Below are 21,723 nucleotides of genomic sequence, written 5' to 3'. Positions count from 1 at the left end.
AAGCGAACGGCGTCCGAAACACCAACATATCAGCTGATGAATCGGACGCCGTTAGCGCATTGAAGCTTAGGCCATCGTCGCGGTATCGATGACGAAGCGGTAGCGAACATCCGACTTCAGGACGCGCTCGTAAGCCTCGTTGATCTGATCTGCGGAGATGACTTCAATTTCTGAACCGAGGCCGTGCTCGCCACAGAAGTCCAGCATGTCCTGGGTTTCCTGAATTCCACCAATTTGTGATCCAGCGAAGGAGCGGCGGCCACCGATGAGGGCAAAAGCGTTGACTGGAAGCGGCTCGGCTGGTGCGCCAACGTTGACCAAAGTGCCGTCAATGCGCAGCAGCTGCAGGAAGGCACTGATATCGATTGACGCGCTGACCGTGTTGATGATCAGGTCGAACTTCTTGTGCAGATCCTTGAAAGTGCTCTCATCGCTGGTGGCACGGTAGTCGCTGGCACCGAGCTTCAGGCCATCTTCCTTCTTCTTGAGAGACTGCGACAGTACAGTCACGTCGGCACCCATCGCGTTGGCAATCTTTACTGCCATGTGGCCCAAGCCGCCAAGGCCGATCACGGCCACCTTCTTGCCTGGACCTGCGCCCCAGTGCTGCAATGGCGAGTAGGTGGTGATTCCGGCGCAGAGCAGGGGAGCGGCAACGTCAAGGTCGAGGCCATCCGGGATGCTCAACACGAAATCCTCGGTCACAACCACGTTGGTGGTGTAGCCGCCCTGGGTTACGGTGCCGTCGCGGTCGATGGCGCCGTAGGTGCCGACCATGCCCTCAACGCAGAACTGTTCCAGGCCGTCGAGGCACTGCTCGCACTTGCCGCAGGAATTGACCATGCAGCCCACGCCGACGCGGTCGCCGACCTTGTGCTTGGTGACTTCGGAACCAACTTCCGCCACGATGCCGGCAATTTCATGGCCTGGAGCCAGCGGGTATGACTGTGGTCCCCAGTCGCCGCGGACGGTATGGATGTCGGAGTGGCAGATGCCTGCGAACTTGATGTCAATCAAGACATCGTGCGGGCCGACGTCGCGACGTTCGATCTGGATCGGAGCCAGTGGCTCAGTTGCTGATGGGGCTGCGTAGGCGTTGGCCATAGTTGTCATAGGAGTGTTCTTCCTTTGTTTTTCTGTTTACTTGTTACCGTTCACCGATGTCGGTTCACGGAGGTATTCAGTTGCTGGCGAATCCAGATTTTCGCGCATTGCCGCTGGCTGGCCTTGTGGGATCTGACGTCCAGCGGGAGAAATATGACTTATTCCCTCTAGCGACAACAGCGGTCGATTAGCAAATAATCCCATCTGGACGAGATTTGTGCCTTTTATTTTCAGCAGGCAGGCAGCTGGCAGGTTAACTGCTGGATGCTGGCAGCAAATCTTGGCGGGCGCCGCGCTTAGCAATAACGGACAGGGCGATCACCGGGATCAAGGTCAGTACTGCGACGCTGGCTCCGAGCAGGACTGGACCAATGCTGCCCAATGACGACTCCAAAGCCTTGCCACCAGCCCATGATGCAACCACTGTGCCAGCGTTGAAGCCGGCGACAGTTAGCGAAGATGCCAGTGTTGGAGCATTCTTGCCATAGGCAATGGCCAAGGACGCAAGAATCGGGTTGGCGCCGAGCCCGAAGAACCCCAGCAGCGCAATCAAGATGATCATCGGCAACTGCAGATCCGAGAGCAGGCACACGGCCAGCAGGATCACTGTTGAAGCAGCGGGGGCAATCAAGGTGAGCAGATGCGGGTGCGCATCTCCTAGCCTGCCGCCTACCAGGGAACCAATCAGGGAACCGACGCCAAATCCGATCAGCACCAGCGGAATCACTGGCTCGCTGAATCCTGTGCCGTCAATGAGCAACGGAGAAATATAGGAATAGGCAGCTAATACACCGCCGGTTGTGGTGGCGCAGGCTGCCAAGACTAGCCACAATCGCGCAGAACGAAGCGCGGAAATTTCTTTGCGTATTGATACGGCGGAATGCGGTGCCAAGTTGTGAGGCACATGCCGGGCAATGAGGAATGCGGAGAGGACCGCTAGCCCCGCCAAGCCCCAGAACGATCCGCGCCATCCAAAGTATTGGGAAGCAAAGGCACCCAAAGGCACCCCCAGAACGGTGGCGAGCATGCCACCAGCATTGATGATCCCCAAGGCTCGCGAAGCCATTCCAGGGCCTGCGCTTTTGGCAGCCACGACTCCTGCGATGGCCCAGAAAGCTCCCGTGGCAAGAGCCGTGGCGAAGCGTGCCGCGAGCAACAACTGAAGGCTCGTGCCCAAAGCAACGACGACGTGCCCGGCAGCAAAAACTGCCAATGCCAGGATGAGCGTCAGGCGTTGGGGCAGACGCAAGGTGAGCAGCGCCATTAGCGGAGCGCCAATAACCATGCCCGCGGCAAATATGGTGATGAGCAGGCCAGCCTGCGAAACGCTGACTTCCAAATCCGCCGCTAGCTGCGTCAGGATTCCAGCAACGATGAACTCGGTAGTCAGCATCGTAAAAGTGCCAACAGCAAGGATATAGACCACCAGCGGGATCGGCCGGCCGGTGGTGCCTCGTGTACTGGTGCCGGTTGGCACCAAAGGACGACGTTCGTCGACGTTCATCAAGTTCCTGTTCTCTGGACTCGCCTTGGATGTAATTCAAGTACATCGTGGTTGCCAGCTGCTAAGAAGGGCGAGCTTATAGGGGTATTATCTGTACCCCCGAAAAACCGTGAACGTCGTTTACCGTGGAAGCATGACCGAACCCGATGCCCAGCGCAGCAATATTAAAGATTTCTTGACCAGCCGCCGAGCGAGGCTGCGTCCGGAGGAAGCCGGATTGCCGGCCGGCAACCGCAGAAGAGTGCCGGGACTGCGCCGGGAAGAAGTGGCTGTGCTCGCCGGGGTCAGCCCCGAATGGTACGCCCGGTTGGAAAAGGGCAATATCGCCGGTGTCTCGGAAGATGTCCTGACAGCAGTGGCCTCTGCGCTCCAGCTGAATGAAGAAGAACGCATCTATCTCTTCGAACTGGCGCACACGGCCAAAGGCAGTGCACGAAAGCCGGCACGGCGGAAGAAAACCGGACCCATTGCAGAGCCGGTTCAATGGTTCTTGGATTCGGCGACGCTCTCGGCCGGTTTTGTGCGCAATGGCCGCCTTGATGTGGTTGCGTCGAACGAGCTGGGCCGGGCACTGCATGCGCCGATGTTTAATAGCGCGACGACGGTTGCCAATGGGTACGCAAATTTTGCGCGCTTCCACTTTTTAGATCCGGCAGCCAAGGACTTCTTCCTTGACTGGGAAGGCGGAGCGGCGGCTACCGCGGCACTCTTGCGTGCAGAGGCAGGGCGCGAACCGAATGACAAGGCGCTGCATGATCTGATCGGGGAGCTCTCCACGCTCAGCGAAGACTTTCGTGCCCTGTGGGCCACCCACAACATCAGATTCACCCATGAAGGCACCAAGCGAATTCAGCATCCTGTGGTCGGCCAGCTTGATCTGGCCTATCGTTCCTTCGACATTACCCAGGTGCCGCGCGCTACCCACGAAATGAGCATCTATGTTGCTCAGCCAGGAAGCCCGAGTGAAGAAAGACTCAAGATGCTCTCCAGCTGGGCGCTGACAACCAGCACCGAGCCAACCGCCAAATCCTAGGTGCAGGCCCGCTGCCGGCGGGTTTTCCGCTTTCGGTGAGGAGCGGCGAAAACAGCAGATTCCGAAGGACACAGCCAAGCGCCGCCCGGTCGGGATCTGCACCTTTGGCCAATTCCCGGTAGGCTAGTACCTGGGCCTGCATGTTCTATGCCGGTCCCGAATGAAAATAACTCCCAGGGCTGACTGACCGTTGGTCCCGACCGCCAGTTTCGCGGTCCTCGGTAGTGGCTTTCGCTAGGACCATCCAGGGTTCCAGCGCGGGTCTCGATCGAAGACCAGATCTGGGTAGGGCCACGCGGTTCGCTCATCCACCTAGCTGGGAGCGATCGAAAGGAGCACCCCCTTAATGGAGGGTCCAGAAATCCAATTCGCCGAAGCGCAGATCGACAACGGTCGCTACGGCACCCGCACCATCCGCTTCGAAACCGGCCGCCTTGCCAAGCAGGCTGCTGGCTCGGCCATGGTCTACATCGACGACGAGACCGCACTGCTCTCGGCAACCACCGCAGGCAAGCACCCGCGCGAGGGCTTCGACTTCTTCCCACTGACCGTGGACGTCGAAGAGCGCATGTACGCAGCCGGCCGCATCCCGGGCAGCTTCTTCCGCCGCGAAGGCCGCCCATCGACCGAAGCCATCCTGGCTTGCCGCCTGATGGACCGCCCGCTGCGCCCAGCCTTCGTCAAGGGCCTGCGCAACGAGGTCCAGGTTGTCGTCACCGTCCTGTCCATCGAGCCAGATGAGCTGTACGACGTCGTAGCAATCAACGCTTCCTCGATGTCCACCCAGCTTTCGGGCCTGCCATTCTCCGGGCCAATCGGCGGCGTTCGCGTTGCACTGGTTGACGACGGAAACGGCGCGCAGTGGGTTGCCTTCCCACGCCACTCCGAGCTGAAGAACGCTGTCTTCAACATGGTTGTTGCCGGCCGCATCGCTGGCGACGACGTTGCCATCATGATGGTGGAAGCCGAAGCTACCGACAACGCTTGGGAACTGATCAAGGAACGCGGCGCCCAGGCACCAACCGAAGAGGTTGTTGCCGAAGGCCTTGAGGCTGCCAAGCCATTCATCAAGGTCCTGTGCGAGGCCCAGGCTGACCTGGCTTCCCGCGCTGCCAAGGAAACCGTTGAGTTCCCAGTCTTCCGCGATTACGAAGAAGATGCCTTCGCCGCTGTCGAGGCTGCTGCTTCGACCCGCCTGGCAGAGATCTACACCATCGCTGACAAGCAGGAGCGCGACAACGCTGCCGGCGCCTACAAGGACGAGGTCCTTGCTTCGCTGGCTGGCGAAGGCAACGCCTTCGAAGGCCGCGAGGGTGAAATCTCCAAGGCTTTCGGCGCTGTTACCAAGCACATCGTGCGCCAGCGCATCCTGACCGACCAGGTCCGCATCGACGGACGTGGACTGGCTGACATCCGCCAGCTCTCCGCCGAGGTCGAGGTTCTACCTCGCGTTCACGGTTCGGCCATCTTCGAGCGTGGCGAAACCCAGATCATGGGCGTCACCACCTTGAACATGCTGAAGATGGAGCAGCAGATCGACTCGCTGTCCCCAGTGAAGTCCAAGCGCTACATGCACAACTACAACTTCCCTCCATACTCGACCGGTGAAACCGGCCGTGTTGGTTCGCCTAAGCGCCGCGAAATCGGCCACGGCGCGCTGGCCGAGCGCGCACTGGTCCCAGTGCTGCCAAGCCGCGAGGAATTCCCCTACGCAATCCGCCAGGTCTCCGAGGCCTTGGGCTCCAACGGCTCGACCTCCATGGGCTCGGTTTGCGCTTCGACCCTGTCGCTGCTGAACGCCGGCGTGCCGCTGAAGGCTGCCGTTGCAGGTATCGCCATGGGCCTGGTTTCGGACACCGTTGACGGCGAAACCCGTTACGCTGCCCTGACCGATATCCTCGGCGCCGAAGATGCCATGGGCGACATGGACTTCAAGGTTGCAGGTACCTCCGAGTTCGTCACCGCGATCCAGCTGGACACCAAGCTGGATGGCATTCCAGCTTCGGTTCTGGCCGCTGCGCTGACCCAGGCTCGCGAAGCCCGTCTGCACATCCTGAACGTGCTGAACCAGGCCATCGACACCCCGGATGAGCTGAACGTCAACGCTCCGCGCATCATCTCCGTGAAGATTCCAGTGGATAAGATCGGCGAGGTCATCGGCCCTAAGGGCAAGATGATCAACCAGATCCAGGAAGACACCGGCGCTGACATCTCGATCGAGGATGACGGCACCGTGCTGATCGGCGCAACCAACGGCGAGTCCGCTGAAGCTGCCCGTTCGGCCATCAACGCCATCGCCAACCCTCAGGTTCCTGAGGTCGGCGAGCGTTACCTGGGTACCGTCGTGAAGCTGACCACCTTCGGTGCGTTCGTTTCACTGACCCCTGGCAAGGACGGTCTGCTGCACATCTCCGAGCTGCGCAAGATCAACGATGGCAAGCGCGTTGAAGACGTTGAAGACGTCGTCGGCGTTGGCCAGAAGCTGCAGGTGGAGATCACCAAGATTGATGACCGCGGCAAGCTGTCGCTGGCACCAGTCGTGGAAGAAGAAGCCGAAGAAGCAGTTGCTGCTGAGTAGTCTTTAGATTCCTGAGGAAAACCCCGGTTCATCGATTGATGAACCGGGGTTTTTTCTAACCAGAAACTCGGCGGTGCAAACTTACAGGGATGCAAAAACCATGGTGGCGGCAAAAACAATGCCTGAAGCGATCAGCACCATGGTGGTGTAGCCAAGGATGTCGCGCATCTTCAACCCCGCAATGGCCAGCAATGGCAAAGCCCAAAACGGCTGGATCATGTTCGTCCACTGATCCCCGTAGGCGACTGCCATGATGGGAATTGATGGATCAACATCCAACTGCGCGGCGGCGGTAAGCATGATCGGCGCCTGCACCGCGAACTGACCGCCCCCGGAAGGAACGAAGAAGTTGACCACTCCGGCCGACAAGAAGGCCAGAAGGCCAAATGTTTGCGGGGTCGACACTGCGATCATGGCTTCCGAGATCACCTCAATGAGGCCGGTTCCTGTCATGATGCCGAGGATTCCCGCGTAGAGCGGGAACTGCAGGAGAATCTCCCCAACATTGGATGCTGAATGCCTTGTCAGGGCCATCAATTCGAAGGGATTGCGCACCAAGAGCAGGATCAGGCAGAGGAAAGACCAATTCACGATATCCAAGGTGAGCGTGCCGCCCTTGGCAAAATGGATGACCAGATATGCCAGCAGCATCAGTCCCAGCAGTAGCGTTGGCAGGCGGCTGGCATCGACACGATCGGCTGGGGTGCTTACTTCATCATCGATGTCTACCAGTTTTTCTCGCGCATCGGTGCGCAGCTCGTAGATCTTGTCTTCGCCTCGTGGCGCAGCGAGGTACAAGGCCAAACCCACCAACACGATGGTTGCCACGATCGCGATGAGGTTCCACGGGGCGAAGAGCGTTTCGGAGATTGGCAGCGGTGCACCGAGCTGCTTGGCGATAAACGAGTCCGGCGTTGCAGCAGTGAGCGGCCCAGAGCCGGAATAGCCCATGTGCCAAATGACAAACCCGGCGAATCCGGAGGCGACGAGCAGCGGGAAGTGGACTCGCACATTGCGTTCACGAGCCTGGGCCGCGACTTCGCGGGCCAGCAGTCCTCCCACCACGAGACCAAGTCCCCACGTGATCAACGAGGCAATGGCCGCTACCAGGAAAACGAAGACGTAACTGGATAGGGCGCTCCTGGGAACCCTGCTCAGGGCACGGAGCATTTTGCGCACCGGGCGAGTATTAGCCAGGATGAATCCAAGCATCAAAACCAAGGCCATCTGGGTGATGAAGCCCAGCAGCCCGGCCAGCCCATCACCCCAGCTTTGCACGATGAGCACCGGATTGGAGTCCGTGGCCAGCAGCGCGAGAATCGCCACGATGAAGGTCAGCACGATGGCGAAGACCAATGCCGACGGAATGAATTTTTCGACGAGATTATTGACCGGGCGCATTGCCCGGGAAGCGACGGTACCGCCACGTTTGGTTGTAGGCACACTCATGTTTTCTGCTACCTCACATCATCATTGACTAGGGATATACAACGGTTGCGAGTGTCGTATGGTGACGTGCCCCATAGTAGCCAGATGTTCAGGTAATCAGGGTGCAGTGCTCCGCTCGCGGGTCGCGGAGGGCAGAACTGCTGGAGAAAAACCAAACGCCCGACCGGTTAACGGTCAGGCGTTGGCAGGCTGCTTCAGCAGCGGGTCAGCTGTTGGTTTTCTCAGACCAGGTGCTTGTCGTAGAACTCGCGCAACTGAACGCTCTTCTGCTTGGCAATTTCGTCCCACTCATCGATGGAAGCCGAATCATCGGCATAGTCAGAAGGGATCTTGAAGATCTGCAATGGCACATTAAAGCGCTGGCAAACGCTGGCGTAGGCGTAGCCTTCCATATCCACCAATGATGCTCCGAGGCCCAGCACGTGGGCGCGCTGCTGGTCATCCGAAACGAAGACATCGCCAGTGGCCATGGTGACCTGGTAATCATCAAGCAGGACCTCGCCAGTCGGATCCACGTCGGCAGATGGCAACGGGAAATCGTGCTGGATCAACTTGGTGACCTGGTAAATGGTATCCAAGCTGGGGCGGTCTTCACCTGCGTGGCCGACCACGCCAGCAGTGCCGAGCACGATTACATTCTTGATATTTCCGTCGGCAATCGCGCCTGCCAAAGCCACCGATGCATTGATCTTGCCGACCCCTGAAACCAGGTGCTCGACATCTGCGAAGGCAACCGCTTCGTCTGCGTGCGCAAAGACGAGCAAAGACTTCTGTTCCGACATGAATTTCCCCTCTAAAGAAGTCAGTTCGGGAAGTCTACTGAGCCCGAACGTCCTAAGAAGTCTACCGGTTACGGCTCATTAACAGTCGTCGAGTCGCCGTTGACCCAACCGATACACTTAATTCATGAGTGATATCGAACTTGCAGAAGTTGAAAGCTTTGCCTTAGACCACACCAAGGTCAAGGCACCTTATGTACGCAAGATTGGCGTGGAGCGTGGTCCGAAGGGCGATGCCATCACCAACTACGACATTCGTTTTGTGCAGCCTAACCATGGCGAAATCCCAACCGCTGGTTTGCACACCATCGAGCACACGATGGCTGGCCTGTTGCGCACCCGTATTGACGGCCTGATTGATTTCTCGCCATTTGGCTGCCGCACCGGCTTCCACATGATTTTGTGGGGCGAGCCAGAGCCTGCGGAGGTTGCCGCTGCAGTGAAAAGCTCCCTGGAGGACATTGCCGAGCGCATTACCTGGGAGGACGTCCCAGGCACCGAGGCAAAGAGCTGTGGCAACTACCGTGACCACTCGCTGCACTCGGCCCGCGAGTGGGCCAAGGTGATCTTGGAACAGGGAATTAGCCTTGACGCTTTTAAGCGTTCCAAGCTCGCCTAAATAACCAACGGGTACAAGAGACCTCGCGCTTCAACACCGAAGCGCGAGGTTTTTGCGTATTAAGCACAAGCTGCCGAAGCAATAATGGTGGTCTCAGCAAAACCATATCTGGCCTAGGTAGCATGGTTGATATGCGCAAAGCCATTTCCACCGCCGCCGTTCTAGCTTTCATTGTTTGTTCAACCAGCGGATGTGCTGATCTGGACTCAGCGCGGACAACCACGATTGGCGACGCTTGCCAAAAGGCCATCCAACAGCAAAACGAAGCTTGGGCGGACCCTGATGCTTCGGAATCCAAAATCCAGGAGGCCGAAACCAAGGGCCTGAAAGATTGCAAGGATCTGGACGAATGGAGCACAGCGGTTTCGTACAACCCGGGTTCGGTGGGATACGAGGAACTGAGCCTCGAAGAAGCAGCAAATTCCGTCTACTTGGCATGTTCATCGGTAGATTCCGAACGCGCAACCCCGGTGTGCGCTGATGCCGCAAAACGCGGATACCTCGATGAATCCTAGAACTTTGATCACCGTTGGCTGACTGTGGCCACAACGGTCCCTCAAGCTTCAAACCATTGCCCGCCTTAAAGGTGCTCGGTGCGGTCCGACGGGCACAATTGGCCCTTGAAGCGGGGCGGAACTAATAATGGCGTTGTCGGCTATGACGCCATCGTCCCGCGCTCGGAGAGCCAAGCCAAGGAGATTGTCTAACGCGTACTCGGCCCCCTTCAACAGGCGGGTGCCTCCAAGCAGGCGCTCATCGATACGCTCTGCGCTTATCTGGACGAGAACCGCAACTGGAACGCCGCGTCGGCCCGGCTAGGCATCCAACGGCAAAGTCTTGGCTATCGAATCGGCCGGATCGAACAGCTGTCGGGCAGAAACTTCAAATCGAGCAAGGATTTGGCTGAATTCTGGGTGGCACGAAAAGCCTTGAACCGCAGTTCGCCAGGCGCATATTGACCCGAGATTTCAACCTCTTCGACAAACTGGACTGTTGCCTTGCGGCAATGGTTCTGTGGGAGAATGAGGACAATGTTCCGAGCCCGACAGCGGCTCAACCCCGAAGAACTAAGGACGTATTTCGTGGCCATGATTCCATTGCCGTTACATTCGGTGGAGACGACACAGTTCTCTCCGATCGATCCGGCGGACCCCACTCTGGTCCACCGCGGCGAAGGCGGCTCTGAAGTCCGGCGCAGCATTTTGCCTGGGGGCGTCCGCGTCCTGACCGAGGCAATGCCAGGACAGCGCTCCACGACGGTCGGTTTTTGGGTGCCAGTAGGTTCCCGCGATGAAGAAGCCGGTCACTATGGCTCAACCCACTTCCTCGAGCACTTGTTGTTCAAGGGCACCAAGAAGCGTTCGGCCTTGGAAATTGCGCAGTCTTTTGATGCGGTCGGTGGCGAGTCGAATGCGGCTACCGCCAAGGAATCGACCTGCTATTACGCCCGTGTGCTTGATACCGACTTGCCAATGGCGTTGGACGTCATTGCCGATATGGTGACATCTGCGGTCATAGACCCGCAGGAGCTGGAGCAGGAACGCGGTGTGATCATTGAAGAACTCGCGATGGATGCTGACGATGCCACGGACGTGGCCCATGAGCGTTTTGTCGCCCGGGTACTGGGAGACCACCCGCTAGGACGCCCAATCGGCGGCACCCCGGAGGAGATTAACAAGATCAGCCGCGAAGCGGTGATGGAACACTATCGTGCCCACTATCGCCCCAGCGAACTGATCATTACCGCTGCAGGTTCACTGGAACATGACCAGCTGTGCTCGATGGTTCTTAATGCCTTAACCGAGGCAGGGTGGGATCTTGATCCGCTAGCAGTGCCACAGCCGCGTCGTGGAGGACAACCGGCCCAGATATCGTCCAAGGCTGGCATCGAAGTTATCAATCGACCAGTTGAGCAGGCAAATATTATCATGGGCTGCGTTGGCATCACCGGACACGATGACCGTCGCCAGGTGCTGGCCGTGCTCAACGCCGTACTCGGTGGCGGGATGAGCTCACGCCTATTCCAGGAAATCCGGGAGAAGCGCGGATTGGTTTACTCCACATATTCATTCTCCGCAGCCTATACCGATGCTGGCTACTTCGGCATGTATGCAGGCTGCGCGCCTTCCAAGGCCGCCGAGGTCATTGCCTTGCTCGGTGCCGAACTTGAACGGCTTGCAAGCCACGGCATTACAGAGCAGGAACTCGCCCAGGCCAAGGGGCAGCTGGCCGGCGGCACCGTGCTAGCCCTCGAAGATCCAGGAAGCCGCATGTCGCGGCTTGGACGGGCAGAAATGGTGACTGGGGAGTTCCAGGACATCGATGAAGCCCTTGACCGTGTCAACGCTGTGACCGTCAAGCAGGTTCAAGAACTTGCCCAGGAGTTGGTGGCCCAAGATCGGGTCATTACCGTGGTCGGGCCGTTCGAAAACGAAGCAGCGCTGGGACTTTAAGCGAGCATCGGAAAACCGTGGCATTCCATGAAGGGATGCCACGGTTTTCAGTTTAAGGATCCTCGCCGTTTAGCTGGCGGCATCAATCAATGCGGCCAGTTCCGGAGCATGGGAGAAATTGAAGCCGTGGGCTCCTTGCTGCATGATCGTGAGCTTCGCGTGATCAATGCCTGCGATCAGGCGAAGGCCGAATTCAGGAGGGGAGAGCGGGTCACGCGTTCCGCAGACAACATCAACGGGGCAACGGACGGTTTTGAGCAAATCGACGGTGGAGTAATCCAGCATTTGCTCGCAGCTTTTGGCCCACCACGGGATTCCACAGCGGAGGTAATCGACTATCAGGATGGCTTTGACAGAATTCAGTTCATGGGGAAAGTCCTGAATCAGCCGACGCGCCTGGCGAAACAGCGTCGCCTCGCGGTCATTAACAGCCGGCGCGGCAATGACTAGGTGTTTGACCAGAGAAGTCCACGTGCGTGCGAGCTCGATGGATACCTGGGCACCCATGGAGTGACCCAGCACGATGGCGTTCTCCACCTTTAACTCGCGCAAGGCCAGCGCAATCTCGTGGGCAAAGCGCGGCACTGTTACCGGCCGGCCATCATCCAGGTTCTTGCCGTGTCCGGGGAGCTCAGGAACGATGACGCGATACTTTTTGGCCAGGATGTTGGCCAGTGGAGTGAAGTAACGGCTGGAAGCGCCCAACCCGTGAATGAGAACGACATCTGGTCCCTGCCCAGCCACGCGGACAGACAAGCGGGTTTTAAGAGTTTCAGGTAACTGCCCGAAATATTCGTGGCGCACGGTGGCCTTTCCTTGCGCCAAACGTGCGCTTAAAAACGATAGTTATTGTGGCGTCCAGCTTGCGAAATGGCAGGGCTGGCAGATAACGGATGTTACTTGGCCATCCCCGTGGTGTGCTGGCTGATAGCTGAGCGCAAATCTTCGGGGAAGAGTTCGTCCATATCCTTCTGGTAGTTATTGCCTTCATCCGGACGGCGCAGGTCTTGGCCGTCAAGGCGGAATGGGAAGGCATCTACCTGGGCGCCAGCATTCGAAGCGGTTTCACTTGAGGGAGCGCAGGTTGCCCAGCCATATGTAGTTGAGCCATCGATTCGGAATACCTCTACCTGGCAAGAAGCAGAGTCAATTACGGTGCCGTCATCCTGAACGGCATTAACAACGTCTGCTAATTCCTGGTCTGATAAGGAAATGGGTTCGGTCTGCGAACCACACGACGTGACTGCAAAAGTGACGGCCAGCATGACACTGATGCCCAGACTAGAACGCCCAATTTTCTGACCCATGGCCCTGCTATCTATTTGGAGACTCCTAGGACTTATTTTTCCCCGTGTCGCAAGGCAATACAAGCTGGACTGGCCGTAGCGCGATGACCTATTCAAAATAATTCATTCATCACCGTCCGGGCGCCCTGGTCAAACAGGTCGGATTTCACGTCATCGTTGGCAAGCCGGGGCCTGTCGGAACGATAGGCTTAACTCCATGAGTGCACAGATCAAGGTAGCCGTGCTCGGCGCGGCCGGACGGATGGGAGCCGAAGCGGTTAAAGCTGTTTCCGAAGCTTCCGATATGGAATTGGTGGCCAGCTTGGGTCGAGGCGACGACCTTGCCCAGATTCTCGAAGCAGGAGCAACCCACGTGGTTGACCTTTCGGTTCCGGCAGCCACGGAAGCCAACGTCCGGTTTGCAGTGGAAAACGGTCTTCACGCAGTGGTGGGAACGACGGGCTGGGACGATGATCGCCGTGCCGAACTTGTCTCGCTTCTGGACAGTCACCAGGAAGCTGGCGTCTTGATTGCTCCCAACTTCGCCTTGGGATCGGTCTTGGCCAGCGCGTTCGCGGCAACTGCTGCAAAGTACTTTGAATCAGTGGAAATTATCGAATTGCACCACCCTAACAAGGTCGATGCTCCGAGCGGCACTGCCGTGCGCACCGCAGAACTGGTTGCCAAGTCCCGCGAGGCTGCTGGCGTGCCAGCCAGCCCCGACGCGACGGAAACCCAGCTGGAAGGGGCACGGGGTTCCGTGGTTGACGGAATCCACGTTCACTCGGTGCGTCTTCGCGGGCTCGTGGCTCATCAAGAAGTTCTCTTGGGCGGCCCCGGCGAGCAGTTCACCTTGCGCCATGATTCATTTGACCGTGCTTCGTTCATGCCAGGCGTTTTGCTGGGCTTGCGCACCGTGGCATCACGTCCGGGCCTGACCTATGGCCTGGATGGCTACCTGGAGCTTGGCCAGTGAAGACCAAACTTTGGGTTGCCGGAATCCTTCTGCTCTTTGCCCTGTACATTGGGATGACATTCACCCAGGCAGTGCGCTTCATGAGCACCGGCACGCTGATCGCCCAGATCATGGGCGTGGCCATCCTGGTGATTCCAGCATTCTGCACGTGGATCTTGATTCGAGAAGTGCTCTTCGGGCTTCGCACGGAGAAGATGGGCAAGTCCTTGGCTGCATCGGGCGAGCTCCCGCTGGATCTGCCTCGCACGCCTTCGGGTCGATTCGTTCGTGCAGCCGCTGATGAGGATTTTCCTCATCACCAGCGCGACGTGGAAGAGAATCCAGAATCTTGGAAGTCCTGGTACCGACTGGCCTTGGCCTATGAGGCCTGTGGCGATAAGGCTCGCGCTCGCAAATCCATGCGCACCGCAATCGGCTACTGGCTTCAGGACGAAAAAGTCAGCAAGTAGAACGCGTTGATTCGCGCCTTGAAAGTGGATCAGGGCGAGATTTGAAATAGAAGTGCCGTGGCCAGACACCATTTGGTGCCTGGCCACGGCACTTCTCTCTCTTGAAGCTTTGCTGCGTTGTACCGCCCGCTCAGCTCGGGCTAGAAACGCAGCTTGCGCAGGTAGTTGAAGCCTACCTCTGCAGTCTGCAGCGGTGTGACGTCCGGACGGTCATTCTCGACGATGAATTCCTTCGGGCGGTGGGCCGCGAAGATGCGCGAGAAATCGATGGCTCCGGTACCGAGATCGGCGAAGTCGCCGGCTGCGTCGCGGTCCTTGACATGGTACTGCAGGGTCTTCTGCGGTGCCTGCTTGATGGTGTCGATGGCGAACTGGATTGGATCCGCGGCGCCAATACCCACACCGCCGGTGACGGCCCAGTACAGGTCAACTTCGAGATGGACGAGACTTGGATCTAAACGGCTGGTGAAAATGTCCCACGGGGTTTCGCCGTTGCCCAGATCAGTAGTGAACTCGTGGGCGTGATTGTGGTAGCCGTACTTCAGACCCGCAGCGTTGGCTGCTACTGCTTCTTCGTTCATCTGGTCAGCCCAGCGGCGCCAGTCGTCACCGTTGCTGGAGACGAGGTAAGGCACGTTGATGTGGGTCTGGCCCAGCGTGACTGCGTCGGCCAGCTTGGTTTCCAAGCCCTCAGGTGAATCGCTGAGTCCGGAGTGGCTGGAGGAAGGGGTGATGCCGAATGAATCGAGGGTTGCACGCAGCTGCTCGGCGGTGCGTCCGTAGAAGCCGGCCAGTTCCACTTTGCTGTAACCGTAGTTGGCCAGCGCGGCCAGAGTTTGGTCCACTCCGTCACCGTTCATGATCGAGCGAAGGGTGTATAGCTGGATGCTGATCAGTCCCGGGGGCACCGGGCGGACGCCGGCTGGAGCCGCCATGGCTGGGGCAACGCCCATTCCGGCCAGTCCGATGGTGGCGCCCAGAGCGGCAGCACCACTGAGGAAGCCTCGTCGGCCGACTTCTTTTTGCTCCAGCGAGCGTTTAAGGGCGGCTGGAGCATTGAATCCGAAGCACATAGTGATGCCTTTCTAGCGTGCGACAAACGCTAGATGCATGAAGCATCAGCGCTTTGGTTATGTGACGCACACAACACTATTTTCGGACTTTGTTGTCTGTCAAGCAAAAGTTGTCGGAAATCGACAAAAGGTCGACGAAGCGACATCTTTAGTCGCTCTTAAGACCATTGACCAACGCATCAATATGCTTTGGCGACATGGCGTGGTGGATGGCGAGCATGCTTGCGCCAAGCACTCCGGCATCCAGTCCTGATCCGGACTGGACGATTCGCAGGTGCTGGGTTGCGACGGGTATGGCGCGGGAGTACACGACTTCGCGGATGCCTGCAATGAAGTGCTCACCGGTCAGGGTCATAGAGCCTCCGATCACGATGACTGAGGGGTTTATGAGGCTCACGCAGGCAGAGAGGACTTCGCCAACGTCTCGACCTGCTTGTCGGACAGCGTGTACGGCTTCCGCATTGCCGGAACTGACCAAGGCAATAACGTCCTCGCTGCTGTTGGCTTCGTGTCCAAGGGCGCGCAACTTTTTGGCGACTGCAGGACCGGAGGCAACTGCCTCCAGGCAGTCCAGATTCCCGCAATGGCAAGGGGTGCCGGTGCCATTGTGAACTCTTATGTGCCCGATATCCCCGGCGACGCCGTCTGCGCCGCGCTGCAGTCTTCCGTTTGAAATGATCCCTGAGCCAATGCCTGTGGCGATTTTTACGAACAACATGTTGTCCACATCTGGCCAAGCGGCGTTGCGTTCACCGAGGGCCATGATATTTACATCGTTATCCACGAGAACGGGAACGTTGAAGTGATCTTTTAGAAGCCCGGGGACGTCAAACCCGTTCCAGCCAGGCATGATGGGTGGGTTGAATGGGCGACCGGTGCGATGCTCGACGGGTCCGGGCACGCCAACTCCCACTGATAGCAAATCGGTCAGGGAGTGATTGGTTGACTCGAGGAGCTCCTTGCCCAGGTTGACCGCACACTCCAAGACGACATCTGGCCCTTTGGAAACTTCGATACTCTGACTGTTCTCTTTCAGGCGGTGCCCCAGCAGATCGGTCAGGGCAACTCGAACGTGAGAAGCTCCGATATCGATTCCAAGGACGACCTTGCTCCCGGCCTTGAGGGCAATGCGGGTTGAAGGCCGACCGCCGGTGGAAATGGCGTCATCGACGTACCCAACGAGCCCCAGGTCCATTAGCGCTTCGATGCGCAACGTGACGGTTGAGCGAGCCAGGCCCATGAGGTCGGCTAATTCGGTGCGGGTTCGCGGTCGTCCGTCTCGAAGGATTTGGAAAAGTTCGCTGGCGCCGGAGCCGCTAAGGCCACTGAAATTACTTATGTCATTCATCGACTAATTACAACATACAAATCGACAGAACGCGTTACCACCGAGAAAGGGTGTCGCATCGAGCGTTTTGTTGGATGAATCAACAACGATGAGTGCATTGCTGCAATGGTTTTGATTTCATCAATATGTTGAGAGTTAACTCAACTACCGCGTCTGGCAACAAAAGAGAGCCACATTCCCACTGACATATATCGGTGAATTTCATAGATCCGTTGAATATCGTCATTAGCCGTGCTAGGTTCATGTGACCGGCATCTCATTCATCTTGTTGGCGATTGCACCCCGCGTCTGACCAGTGCCGTTTCACGCCACCACTCGAGGAGGAGCTCATGGCTACTCGCCCGCGGGCAACACCTAAGAAACAGTTGCCATTGCGCGCACTGGGTGCGGTGGCTGTGCTGACGCTGGCGACTGGCACGCTAAATGGTGCGACCCAATCGGAGAGCCGCCATCGAGCTGCAGATAATGCAGGGAGCGATCACTGCCAAGGGCGCGGCATACCTGCAAATAAGATTTCGATCCAAATGTTCAGCTATTCGAACTGGGGGAACGCCATCGGCACTGAGAAGATCTTTGCCGAGCTGGCCGCCATTGGATATGAAAACGTCGAGCCCTTTGATGAAACCTACGAAGGTCGCACAGCCAAGGAATTCTCCGAACTTCTTGAACGGCACGGACTAAATGCGCCAACAGCTCATGGAAGCACGGACGAGAAAACTTTCGCAGAGACTATAGATTTCGCCAAAACCGTGGGGCAGCGGTACACGGGGTCAGGGGGCTCAGCCTCACCTGGAACAGCTTCGCTCCGGGACACCCTCGAAACTGCGAGAACCCTCAATCGTTTGGGCGAAAGGTCCAAAAATTCCGGTACGGGAAAAATCTTTGTCCATAACCATCAAGGGGAATTCACTCGCCAGTTTCCGCATCCTCGGACAGGGGAGCTCACCAGTGCGTGGGCATTGCTAGCCGAGTTCACCGACCCCGGATACGTGACGTTTGAACTTGATGTCCTCTGGGCCGCGGATGCGGGAGTCGACGTTGTTCAGCTTTTGAGCGACTACGGCGAAAGGGTTGAACTATTGCACGTCAAAGACGGTTTCCTCAATGGCGACGAGCGAGCGATTCCAACTGACTTGGGCGAAGGGGAACTTGAGTGGACACCGATTCTCGACGCCGCCCAAAAACAGGTCAAGTACTTCATTGTGGAACGCGATCTTGCGCCATCCACTGCGGAATTCGCGCGTGACAGCTTCGAATTCCTCAGTTGCTACACCTGCTGAATTCAGAATTCCAACAACATAGCGCTTGAGCACCATTACAGAGCAAGTGTGCTTGATACACCACAGCTGAAAGGACAATGACGTGGATATGCCAGCTGGCAGCACTTTCGATGAAACCGTGGCCGCACCAGAGCATGATCGAGGGGAATCCAAAGTAGGCCGAGTGGGCTTGTGGCTCATCGGCGCCCGCGGATCCGTGGCGACCACTGCCACGACCGGACTCGCTGCGATCTGCGCTGGGCTGGCACCGGCCGTCGGCTGCGTGACCAGCCAGGAGGAATTTTCAACTATTCCACTACCTAGATTCTCTGACCTGGTCATTGGCGGTCATGATATTAGCGACGTTTCGATAGCCAAGCGAGCAGAGCACTTGGTCAGCACCGGGATGTTGCCGCAACATTTGGTTCAGGCCATTCAGGCCGAATTGGAAGACGCCGATTCCCGGGTCCGGCCCGGATACTTTCCGGGCGCTGAGGGTGTACCGCAGGCCGAGATAGCACGCCGCCTTGCCGAAGACATCCGCCAATTCCGGAATGGCCATGGCTTGGATCGGGTAGTTGTGATCGATGTGTCCTCCACGGAAGCACCGATTGATCACCTGCCCGAATTTGATGATCTGGACCTGCTCATGGCGGCTCTTGAGGACCCTGCACAAGAGATCCTTCCCCCTAGCTCGCTCAGCGCCTATGCAGCGATTCTCGCCGAAGCGCCATATATCTGCTTCACGCCCTCACCTGCCCTGAACATCCCGGCACTGGCGCAGCTCGCCGCCGAGCGCGGTATTCCAACTGCGGGCCAGGATGGCAAAACAGGGCAGACCTGGCTGCGCTCGGTACTGGCGCCAGGCTTGGCCGCGCGCGGATTGCGGGTCTTGTCATGGGCTGGTGCCAATTTGCTCGGAGGAGGAGACGGCGCCACTTTGGCTGACCCGCAGGCTGTGGCGGGTAAGCTCCAATCCAAGAACCGTGGCCTCCAGTCCCTAACCAATGCCGCAACTACGCCTTTGCATATTGACAACGTCCCGGACCTCGGGGAAACCAAAGTCGCTTGGGACTACATTAATGTGGAAGGATTCCTCGGATCCCGTCTGACCTTGCAGACCACGTGGAGCGCTTACGATTCAATGCTGGCAGCCCCGATGATCCTCGATCTCGCCAGGCTCATGGGCCTGGCCGATGCCGCTGGGGAACAGGGGCAGGTAGGCCAGCTCGGATTCTTCTTCAAGGATCCATGGGGCAGCGATGAACATGCCTTTGCCGAGCAAAGCCGGCTTCTCTTGGACTGGGCACAGCAGGCAGGTGCACGGATTTCCGCCATGGCGGACATGCCAGAAAGCCGCGTTTCGCAGGGTGCCGCAGCCCGATGAGCCGTACAAATGACTACCTGGAATTGCTGCGTGCCCCAGCCGTATTGACAGTAATCGGGGATACCCTCGCCGGCGGTGCCGCGGCAAATCGCTCCCCATTTGGGCGAAGGATTGCACTGCCCCTGGCCAGTGCCTGCCTGTACGCAGCGGGGATGGCTCTCAACGACTACGCCGACCGTGACATTGATGCCGTTGAACGACCAGAGCGGCCCATTCCCTCAGGGCGGGTAGCACCCGGCGCAGCCTTGGCCACTGCTGCGGGACTTACCGCGGCCGGCCTGGGCCTGAGCGCTTTCGGCGGCGGGCGAAGCGCGGTAGCGTTCGGCCTGCCCTTGGCTGCCTCGATCTGGGCCTATGACCTTGTAGCTAAACGGAACCCGGTGACCGGAGCCTTGTCCATGGGGCTGTGCCGGGCACTGGACGTCTTAATGGGGGCAGGATCGGATCGGGTTCGCACCGCATTGCCAGCGGCCGCGATCATGGGCGGACATACCGTGGCCGTCACGGCTCTATCACGCGGCGAAGTCAGCGGCACCAGCGTCGCGGTGGCCTCCGGCGCCACAGCAACCACGGTCGCAGTGTCAGCCGGTGTGCTAGTTGGAGCAGCGCTCGCCGGGGCCCAGAAACCGGGGAGAACGTCTTCCGAAGCCAGCATCCTGATTCGGCACCTGGCCACGACCACGGCAGCCATTGCGGTCTATGCCAGCCGCTGCGGCTCAGCTCAATGGCGTGCCATCCACGAGCCGAGCGCGGGCAACGCCTTGGACGCCACCAAAGCGGGCATCCGGTCGATGATCCCGCTGCAGGCAGCGCTGGCGCTCAGCCATGGCAGTCCAGTCGCCGGAGCGATTATCGGTTCCCTGGACGTAGTCGGCAAGGTGCTGCGTTCGGGCAGCAGAGTGAAGAGGATCAGCGAATCATGAGCGCAGCTGAACAACAACCAGCCCAGGACTTTCCTTTCGCAATCGGCTACGGAACCAACGGCTGGGCGGATCATCCGTTGCCAGTGGCGGTGCGGCTGCTGGCTGAGCAGGGCTACACCGCGGTGGCCTTGACTTTGGGGCACCCGCATCTGGATCCGTTTGCCCCGGACGTGCAAAATCAGGTCGCAGAAATCCGCAGCCTGCTCGAGAAACACCAAATGCGAGTCGTCATCGAAACAGGAACCCGGTTCCTGCTTGATGCCCGGCACAAGCATCGCCCGGCGCTTGTTGAAGAACATGCCGAAGTCCGGCTTGAATTCCTGCGCCGCGCCATTGGCATCGCGGCCGCTTTGGACGCCGACTGCGTATCTTTTTTCTCGGGGATCCTGCCGGAGGGGACATCGGCGCAACTTGGCTGGCAGCGCTTGATTGCGCGCGTTGGCCAGCTGGTCGACTATGCCGCTTCGAACGGCGTGCTGCTCAGCATCGAACCTGAGCCGGGGATGCTCGTGGAAACCGTGGCCGACGCGTTGCGACTGCGCACGGAGTTGGGGAACCCGCAGGGATTGCGCGTCACCGTGGATATTGGGCACTGCGTCGTGGTCGAGCCGCATGGGGTGGAAGTAGCATTGCGCCAAGCAGGGGAATTGCTGGCCAATGTACAGCTAGATGACATGATGGCGCACGCCCACGAGCACCTTCCCTTTGGGCAGGGCATCGTCGACCTGTCCGCGGCACTGAACACCCTGGCCGATATGGATTACCGGGGCGTAGCTGCCGTGGAATTGCCACGCCATTCATGGGATGCGCCGGCTTTGGCCCTGGACAGCATGGCCGCCCTGCGCGAGGCATGGACTGCTTCGGAAGCGCAAAGGACAATCGAAGCTTGGCTGCGCGAATGCCTATCGGCTGTGGCCGAAAATGCCAGCGCATTGCCTCGGATTTTCGCCAGTGCCGGACGCCGTGTGGGCAGGGCGCCAAATTCCCCGCAGGCCGACCCCGCTGGGGTCCTATACGGGACTGCGGATGACACGGCCCGTGCCCGGCTGATCCGTGAACTGTCCCGAATTCAAGAGCCCGGGCCATTCGCCCAGGAAATTAGGGATTTGTACTACCGCGGAGATTCGGCTGAACGAAGGGGCGTATTGCGTGGCATCAATTTGCTTGCGCAATCGATGCCCGAGCTGGACGGCCGAATCATTGCCACAGGGCTGGAACTCACCTCTGATGCGTTGCGCACCAACGAGACCTCGCTGGTTGCCGCGGCTGTTGGACCGTTTGCCGCATCGCACCTTGACCAGCACGCCTGGCGCCATGCGGTGCTCAAGCTCATCTTCATGGGCGTGAGCCTGAGCGCGGTCAGCGACCTGTCAATCCGTGCTGATGCTGAACTAGCCCGAATGGCCGAGGACTTCGCAGCAGAGCGCCGCGCCGCCCACCGACCTGTTCCCAAAGACGTTGGCTTGCTTCAGGACCTGGCCAGCCACACCTCACGACCCTAAG

The 21,723-nt window shown here is 58.7% G+C and carries 20 protein-coding genes; 12 read left to right on the top strand and 8 right to left on the bottom strand.

Annotated elements, in window-relative coordinates; genetic code table 11:
- Positions 1-66 precede the first annotated feature (66 nt).
- Together ACT7DV_RS00530 and ACT7DV_RS00525 are read right to left on the bottom strand one after the other, a co-directional pair.
- The gene (locus tag ACT7DV_RS00530; protein ID WP_444660422.1) at positions 67-1,113 is read right to left on the bottom strand and encodes an NAD(P)-dependent alcohol dehydrogenase; all 1,047 of its coding nucleotides are present in this window, start codon (positions 1,111-1,113) and stop codon (positions 67-69) included.
- Between the two features lie 244 nt (positions 1,114-1,357).
- Positions 1,358-2,608, bottom strand: a complete 1,251-nt coding sequence (locus tag ACT7DV_RS00525) for an MFS transporter (RefSeq protein WP_444660421.1) — start codon at positions 2,606-2,608, stop codon at positions 1,358-1,360.
- Between the two features lie 133 nt (positions 2,609-2,741).
- Here ACT7DV_RS00525 and ACT7DV_RS00520 point away from each other — a divergent pair, with 133 nt between their 5' ends.
- Positions 2,742-3,641: a helix-turn-helix transcriptional regulator gene (locus ACT7DV_RS00520; protein ID WP_444660420.1), complete on the top strand. Its 900-nt coding sequence runs from the start codon at positions 2,742-2,744 to the stop codon at positions 3,639-3,641.
- A gap of 346 nt (positions 3,642-3,987) precedes the next feature.
- Entirely contained in the window at positions 3,988-6,219 is a 2,232-nt protein-coding gene (locus ACT7DV_RS00515; RefSeq protein ID WP_146278028.1) for a polyribonucleotide nucleotidyltransferase, read from the top strand.
- Positions 6,220-6,300: 81 nt separating this feature from the next.
- Here the strand turns inward: ACT7DV_RS00515 and ACT7DV_RS00510 are convergent, their stop codons facing one another.
- Positions 6,301-7,668 (bottom strand): short-chain fatty acid transporter, encoded by a 1,368-nt coding sequence (locus ACT7DV_RS00510; RefSeq protein ID WP_444660419.1) that lies wholly within the window; start codon positions 7,666-7,668, stop codon positions 6,301-6,303.
- Positions 7,669-7,889: 221 nt separating this feature from the next.
- Positions 7,890-8,450: a phosphorylase family protein gene (locus ACT7DV_RS00505; RefSeq protein WP_444660418.1), complete on the bottom strand. Its 561-nt coding sequence runs from the start codon at positions 8,448-8,450 to the stop codon at positions 7,890-7,892.
- Positions 8,451-8,574: 124 nt separating this feature from the next.
- On the opposite strand from ACT7DV_RS00505, the gene ACT7DV_RS00500 reads away from it, so the two are divergent.
- From ACT7DV_RS00500 to ACT7DV_RS00485, 4 genes are all read left to right on the top strand, one after another.
- Positions 8,575-9,066: an S-ribosylhomocysteine lyase gene (locus ACT7DV_RS00500; protein ID WP_022875897.1), complete on the top strand. Its 492-nt coding sequence runs from the start codon at positions 8,575-8,577 to the stop codon at positions 9,064-9,066.
- 131 nt (positions 9,067-9,197) lie between these two features.
- Positions 9,198-9,581 carry a hypothetical protein gene (locus ACT7DV_RS00495; RefSeq protein WP_206693457.1) on the top strand — a complete coding sequence of 128 codons (384 nt, stop codon included), beginning with the start codon at positions 9,198-9,200 and terminating at the stop codon, positions 9,579-9,581.
- Between the two features lie 240 nt (positions 9,582-9,821).
- On the top strand, positions 9,822-10,025 hold the full coding sequence (locus ACT7DV_RS00490) for a helix-turn-helix domain-containing protein (protein WP_444664730.1): 204 nt from the start codon (positions 9,822-9,824) through the stop codon (positions 10,023-10,025).
- 123 nt (positions 10,026-10,148) lie between these two features.
- Positions 10,149-11,519 (top strand): M16 family metallopeptidase, encoded by a 1,371-nt coding sequence (locus ACT7DV_RS00485; RefSeq protein WP_444664728.1) that lies wholly within the window; start codon positions 10,149-10,151, stop codon positions 11,517-11,519.
- A 69-nt stretch (positions 11,520-11,588) separates the two neighbouring features.
- Here the strand turns inward: ACT7DV_RS00485 and ACT7DV_RS00480 are convergent, their stop codons facing one another.
- Together ACT7DV_RS00480 and ACT7DV_RS00475 are read right to left on the bottom strand one after the other, a co-directional pair.
- On the bottom strand, positions 11,589-12,323 hold the full coding sequence (locus ACT7DV_RS00480; protein ID WP_444660417.1) for an alpha/beta fold hydrolase: 735 nt from the start codon (positions 12,321-12,323) through the stop codon (positions 11,589-11,591).
- A gap of 92 nt (positions 12,324-12,415) precedes the next feature.
- Complete coding sequence (locus tag ACT7DV_RS00475) at positions 12,416-12,826, bottom strand: hypothetical protein (protein ID WP_444660416.1); 411 nt, start codon at positions 12,824-12,826, stop codon at positions 12,416-12,418.
- A gap of 196 nt (positions 12,827-13,022) precedes the next feature.
- On the opposite strand from ACT7DV_RS00475, the gene dapB reads away from it, so the two are divergent.
- A complete protein-coding gene (gene dapB / locus ACT7DV_RS00470) occupies positions 13,023-13,781 on the top strand; it encodes a 4-hydroxy-tetrahydrodipicolinate reductase (RefSeq protein ID WP_444660415.1) in 759 nt (252 codons plus the stop codon).
- Complete coding sequence (locus ACT7DV_RS00465) at positions 13,778-14,230, top strand: tetratricopeptide repeat protein (RefSeq protein WP_060701099.1); 453 nt, start codon at positions 13,778-13,780, stop codon at positions 14,228-14,230. Before dapB ends, ACT7DV_RS00465 begins: the two co-directional genes overlap by 4 nt.
- Positions 14,231-14,370: 140 nt before the next feature.
- On the opposite strand, the gene ACT7DV_RS00460 is transcribed toward ACT7DV_RS00465, so the two are convergent.
- The gene (locus tag ACT7DV_RS00460; protein WP_444660414.1) at positions 14,371-15,303 is read right to left on the bottom strand and encodes a sugar phosphate isomerase/epimerase family protein; all 933 of its coding nucleotides are present in this window, start codon (positions 15,301-15,303) and stop codon (positions 14,371-14,373) included.
- Between the two features lie 148 nt (positions 15,304-15,451).
- Positions 15,452-16,651 carry an ROK family protein gene (locus ACT7DV_RS00455; RefSeq protein WP_444660413.1) on the bottom strand — a complete coding sequence of 400 codons (1,200 nt, stop codon included), beginning with the start codon at positions 16,649-16,651 and terminating at the stop codon, positions 15,452-15,454.
- 329 nt (positions 16,652-16,980) lie between these two features.
- Here ACT7DV_RS00455 and ACT7DV_RS00450 point away from each other — a divergent pair, with 329 nt between their 5' ends.
- The 4 genes from ACT7DV_RS00450 (at position 16,981) to ACT7DV_RS00435 (ending at position 21,722) form a co-directional block, all read left to right on the top strand.
- Positions 16,981-17,931 carry a sugar phosphate isomerase/epimerase family protein gene (locus tag ACT7DV_RS00450; RefSeq protein WP_444660412.1) on the top strand — a complete coding sequence of 317 codons (951 nt, stop codon included), beginning with the start codon at positions 16,981-16,983 and terminating at the stop codon, positions 17,929-17,931.
- 88 nt (positions 17,932-18,019) lie between these two features.
- Positions 18,020-19,297: an inositol-3-phosphate synthase gene (locus tag ACT7DV_RS00445; protein WP_444664726.1), complete on the top strand. Its 1,278-nt coding sequence runs from the start codon at positions 18,020-18,022 to the stop codon at positions 19,295-19,297.
- Positions 19,294-20,220: an SCO3242 family prenyltransferase gene (locus ACT7DV_RS00440; protein ID WP_444660411.1), complete on the top strand. Its 927-nt coding sequence runs from the start codon at positions 19,294-19,296 to the stop codon at positions 20,218-20,220. Before ACT7DV_RS00445 ends, ACT7DV_RS00440 begins: the two co-directional genes overlap by 4 nt.
- Complete coding sequence (locus tag ACT7DV_RS00435; RefSeq protein WP_444660410.1) at positions 20,217-21,722, top strand: EboA domain-containing protein; 1,506 nt, start codon at positions 20,217-20,219, stop codon at positions 21,720-21,722. The genes ACT7DV_RS00440 and ACT7DV_RS00435 overlap by 4 nt, the downstream gene beginning before the upstream one ends.
- The last annotated feature ends 1 nt before the right edge of the window (position 21,723 follow it).

Origin of the sequence: Glutamicibacter sp. TV12E, from assembly GCF_052441935.1 — a bacterium.
GTDB lineage: Bacteria > Actinomycetota > Actinomycetes > Actinomycetales > Micrococcaceae > Glutamicibacter.
The sequence above is the reverse complement of the archived record's forward strand: the minus strand, read 5'-3'. Positions and strand labels throughout refer to the sequence as shown.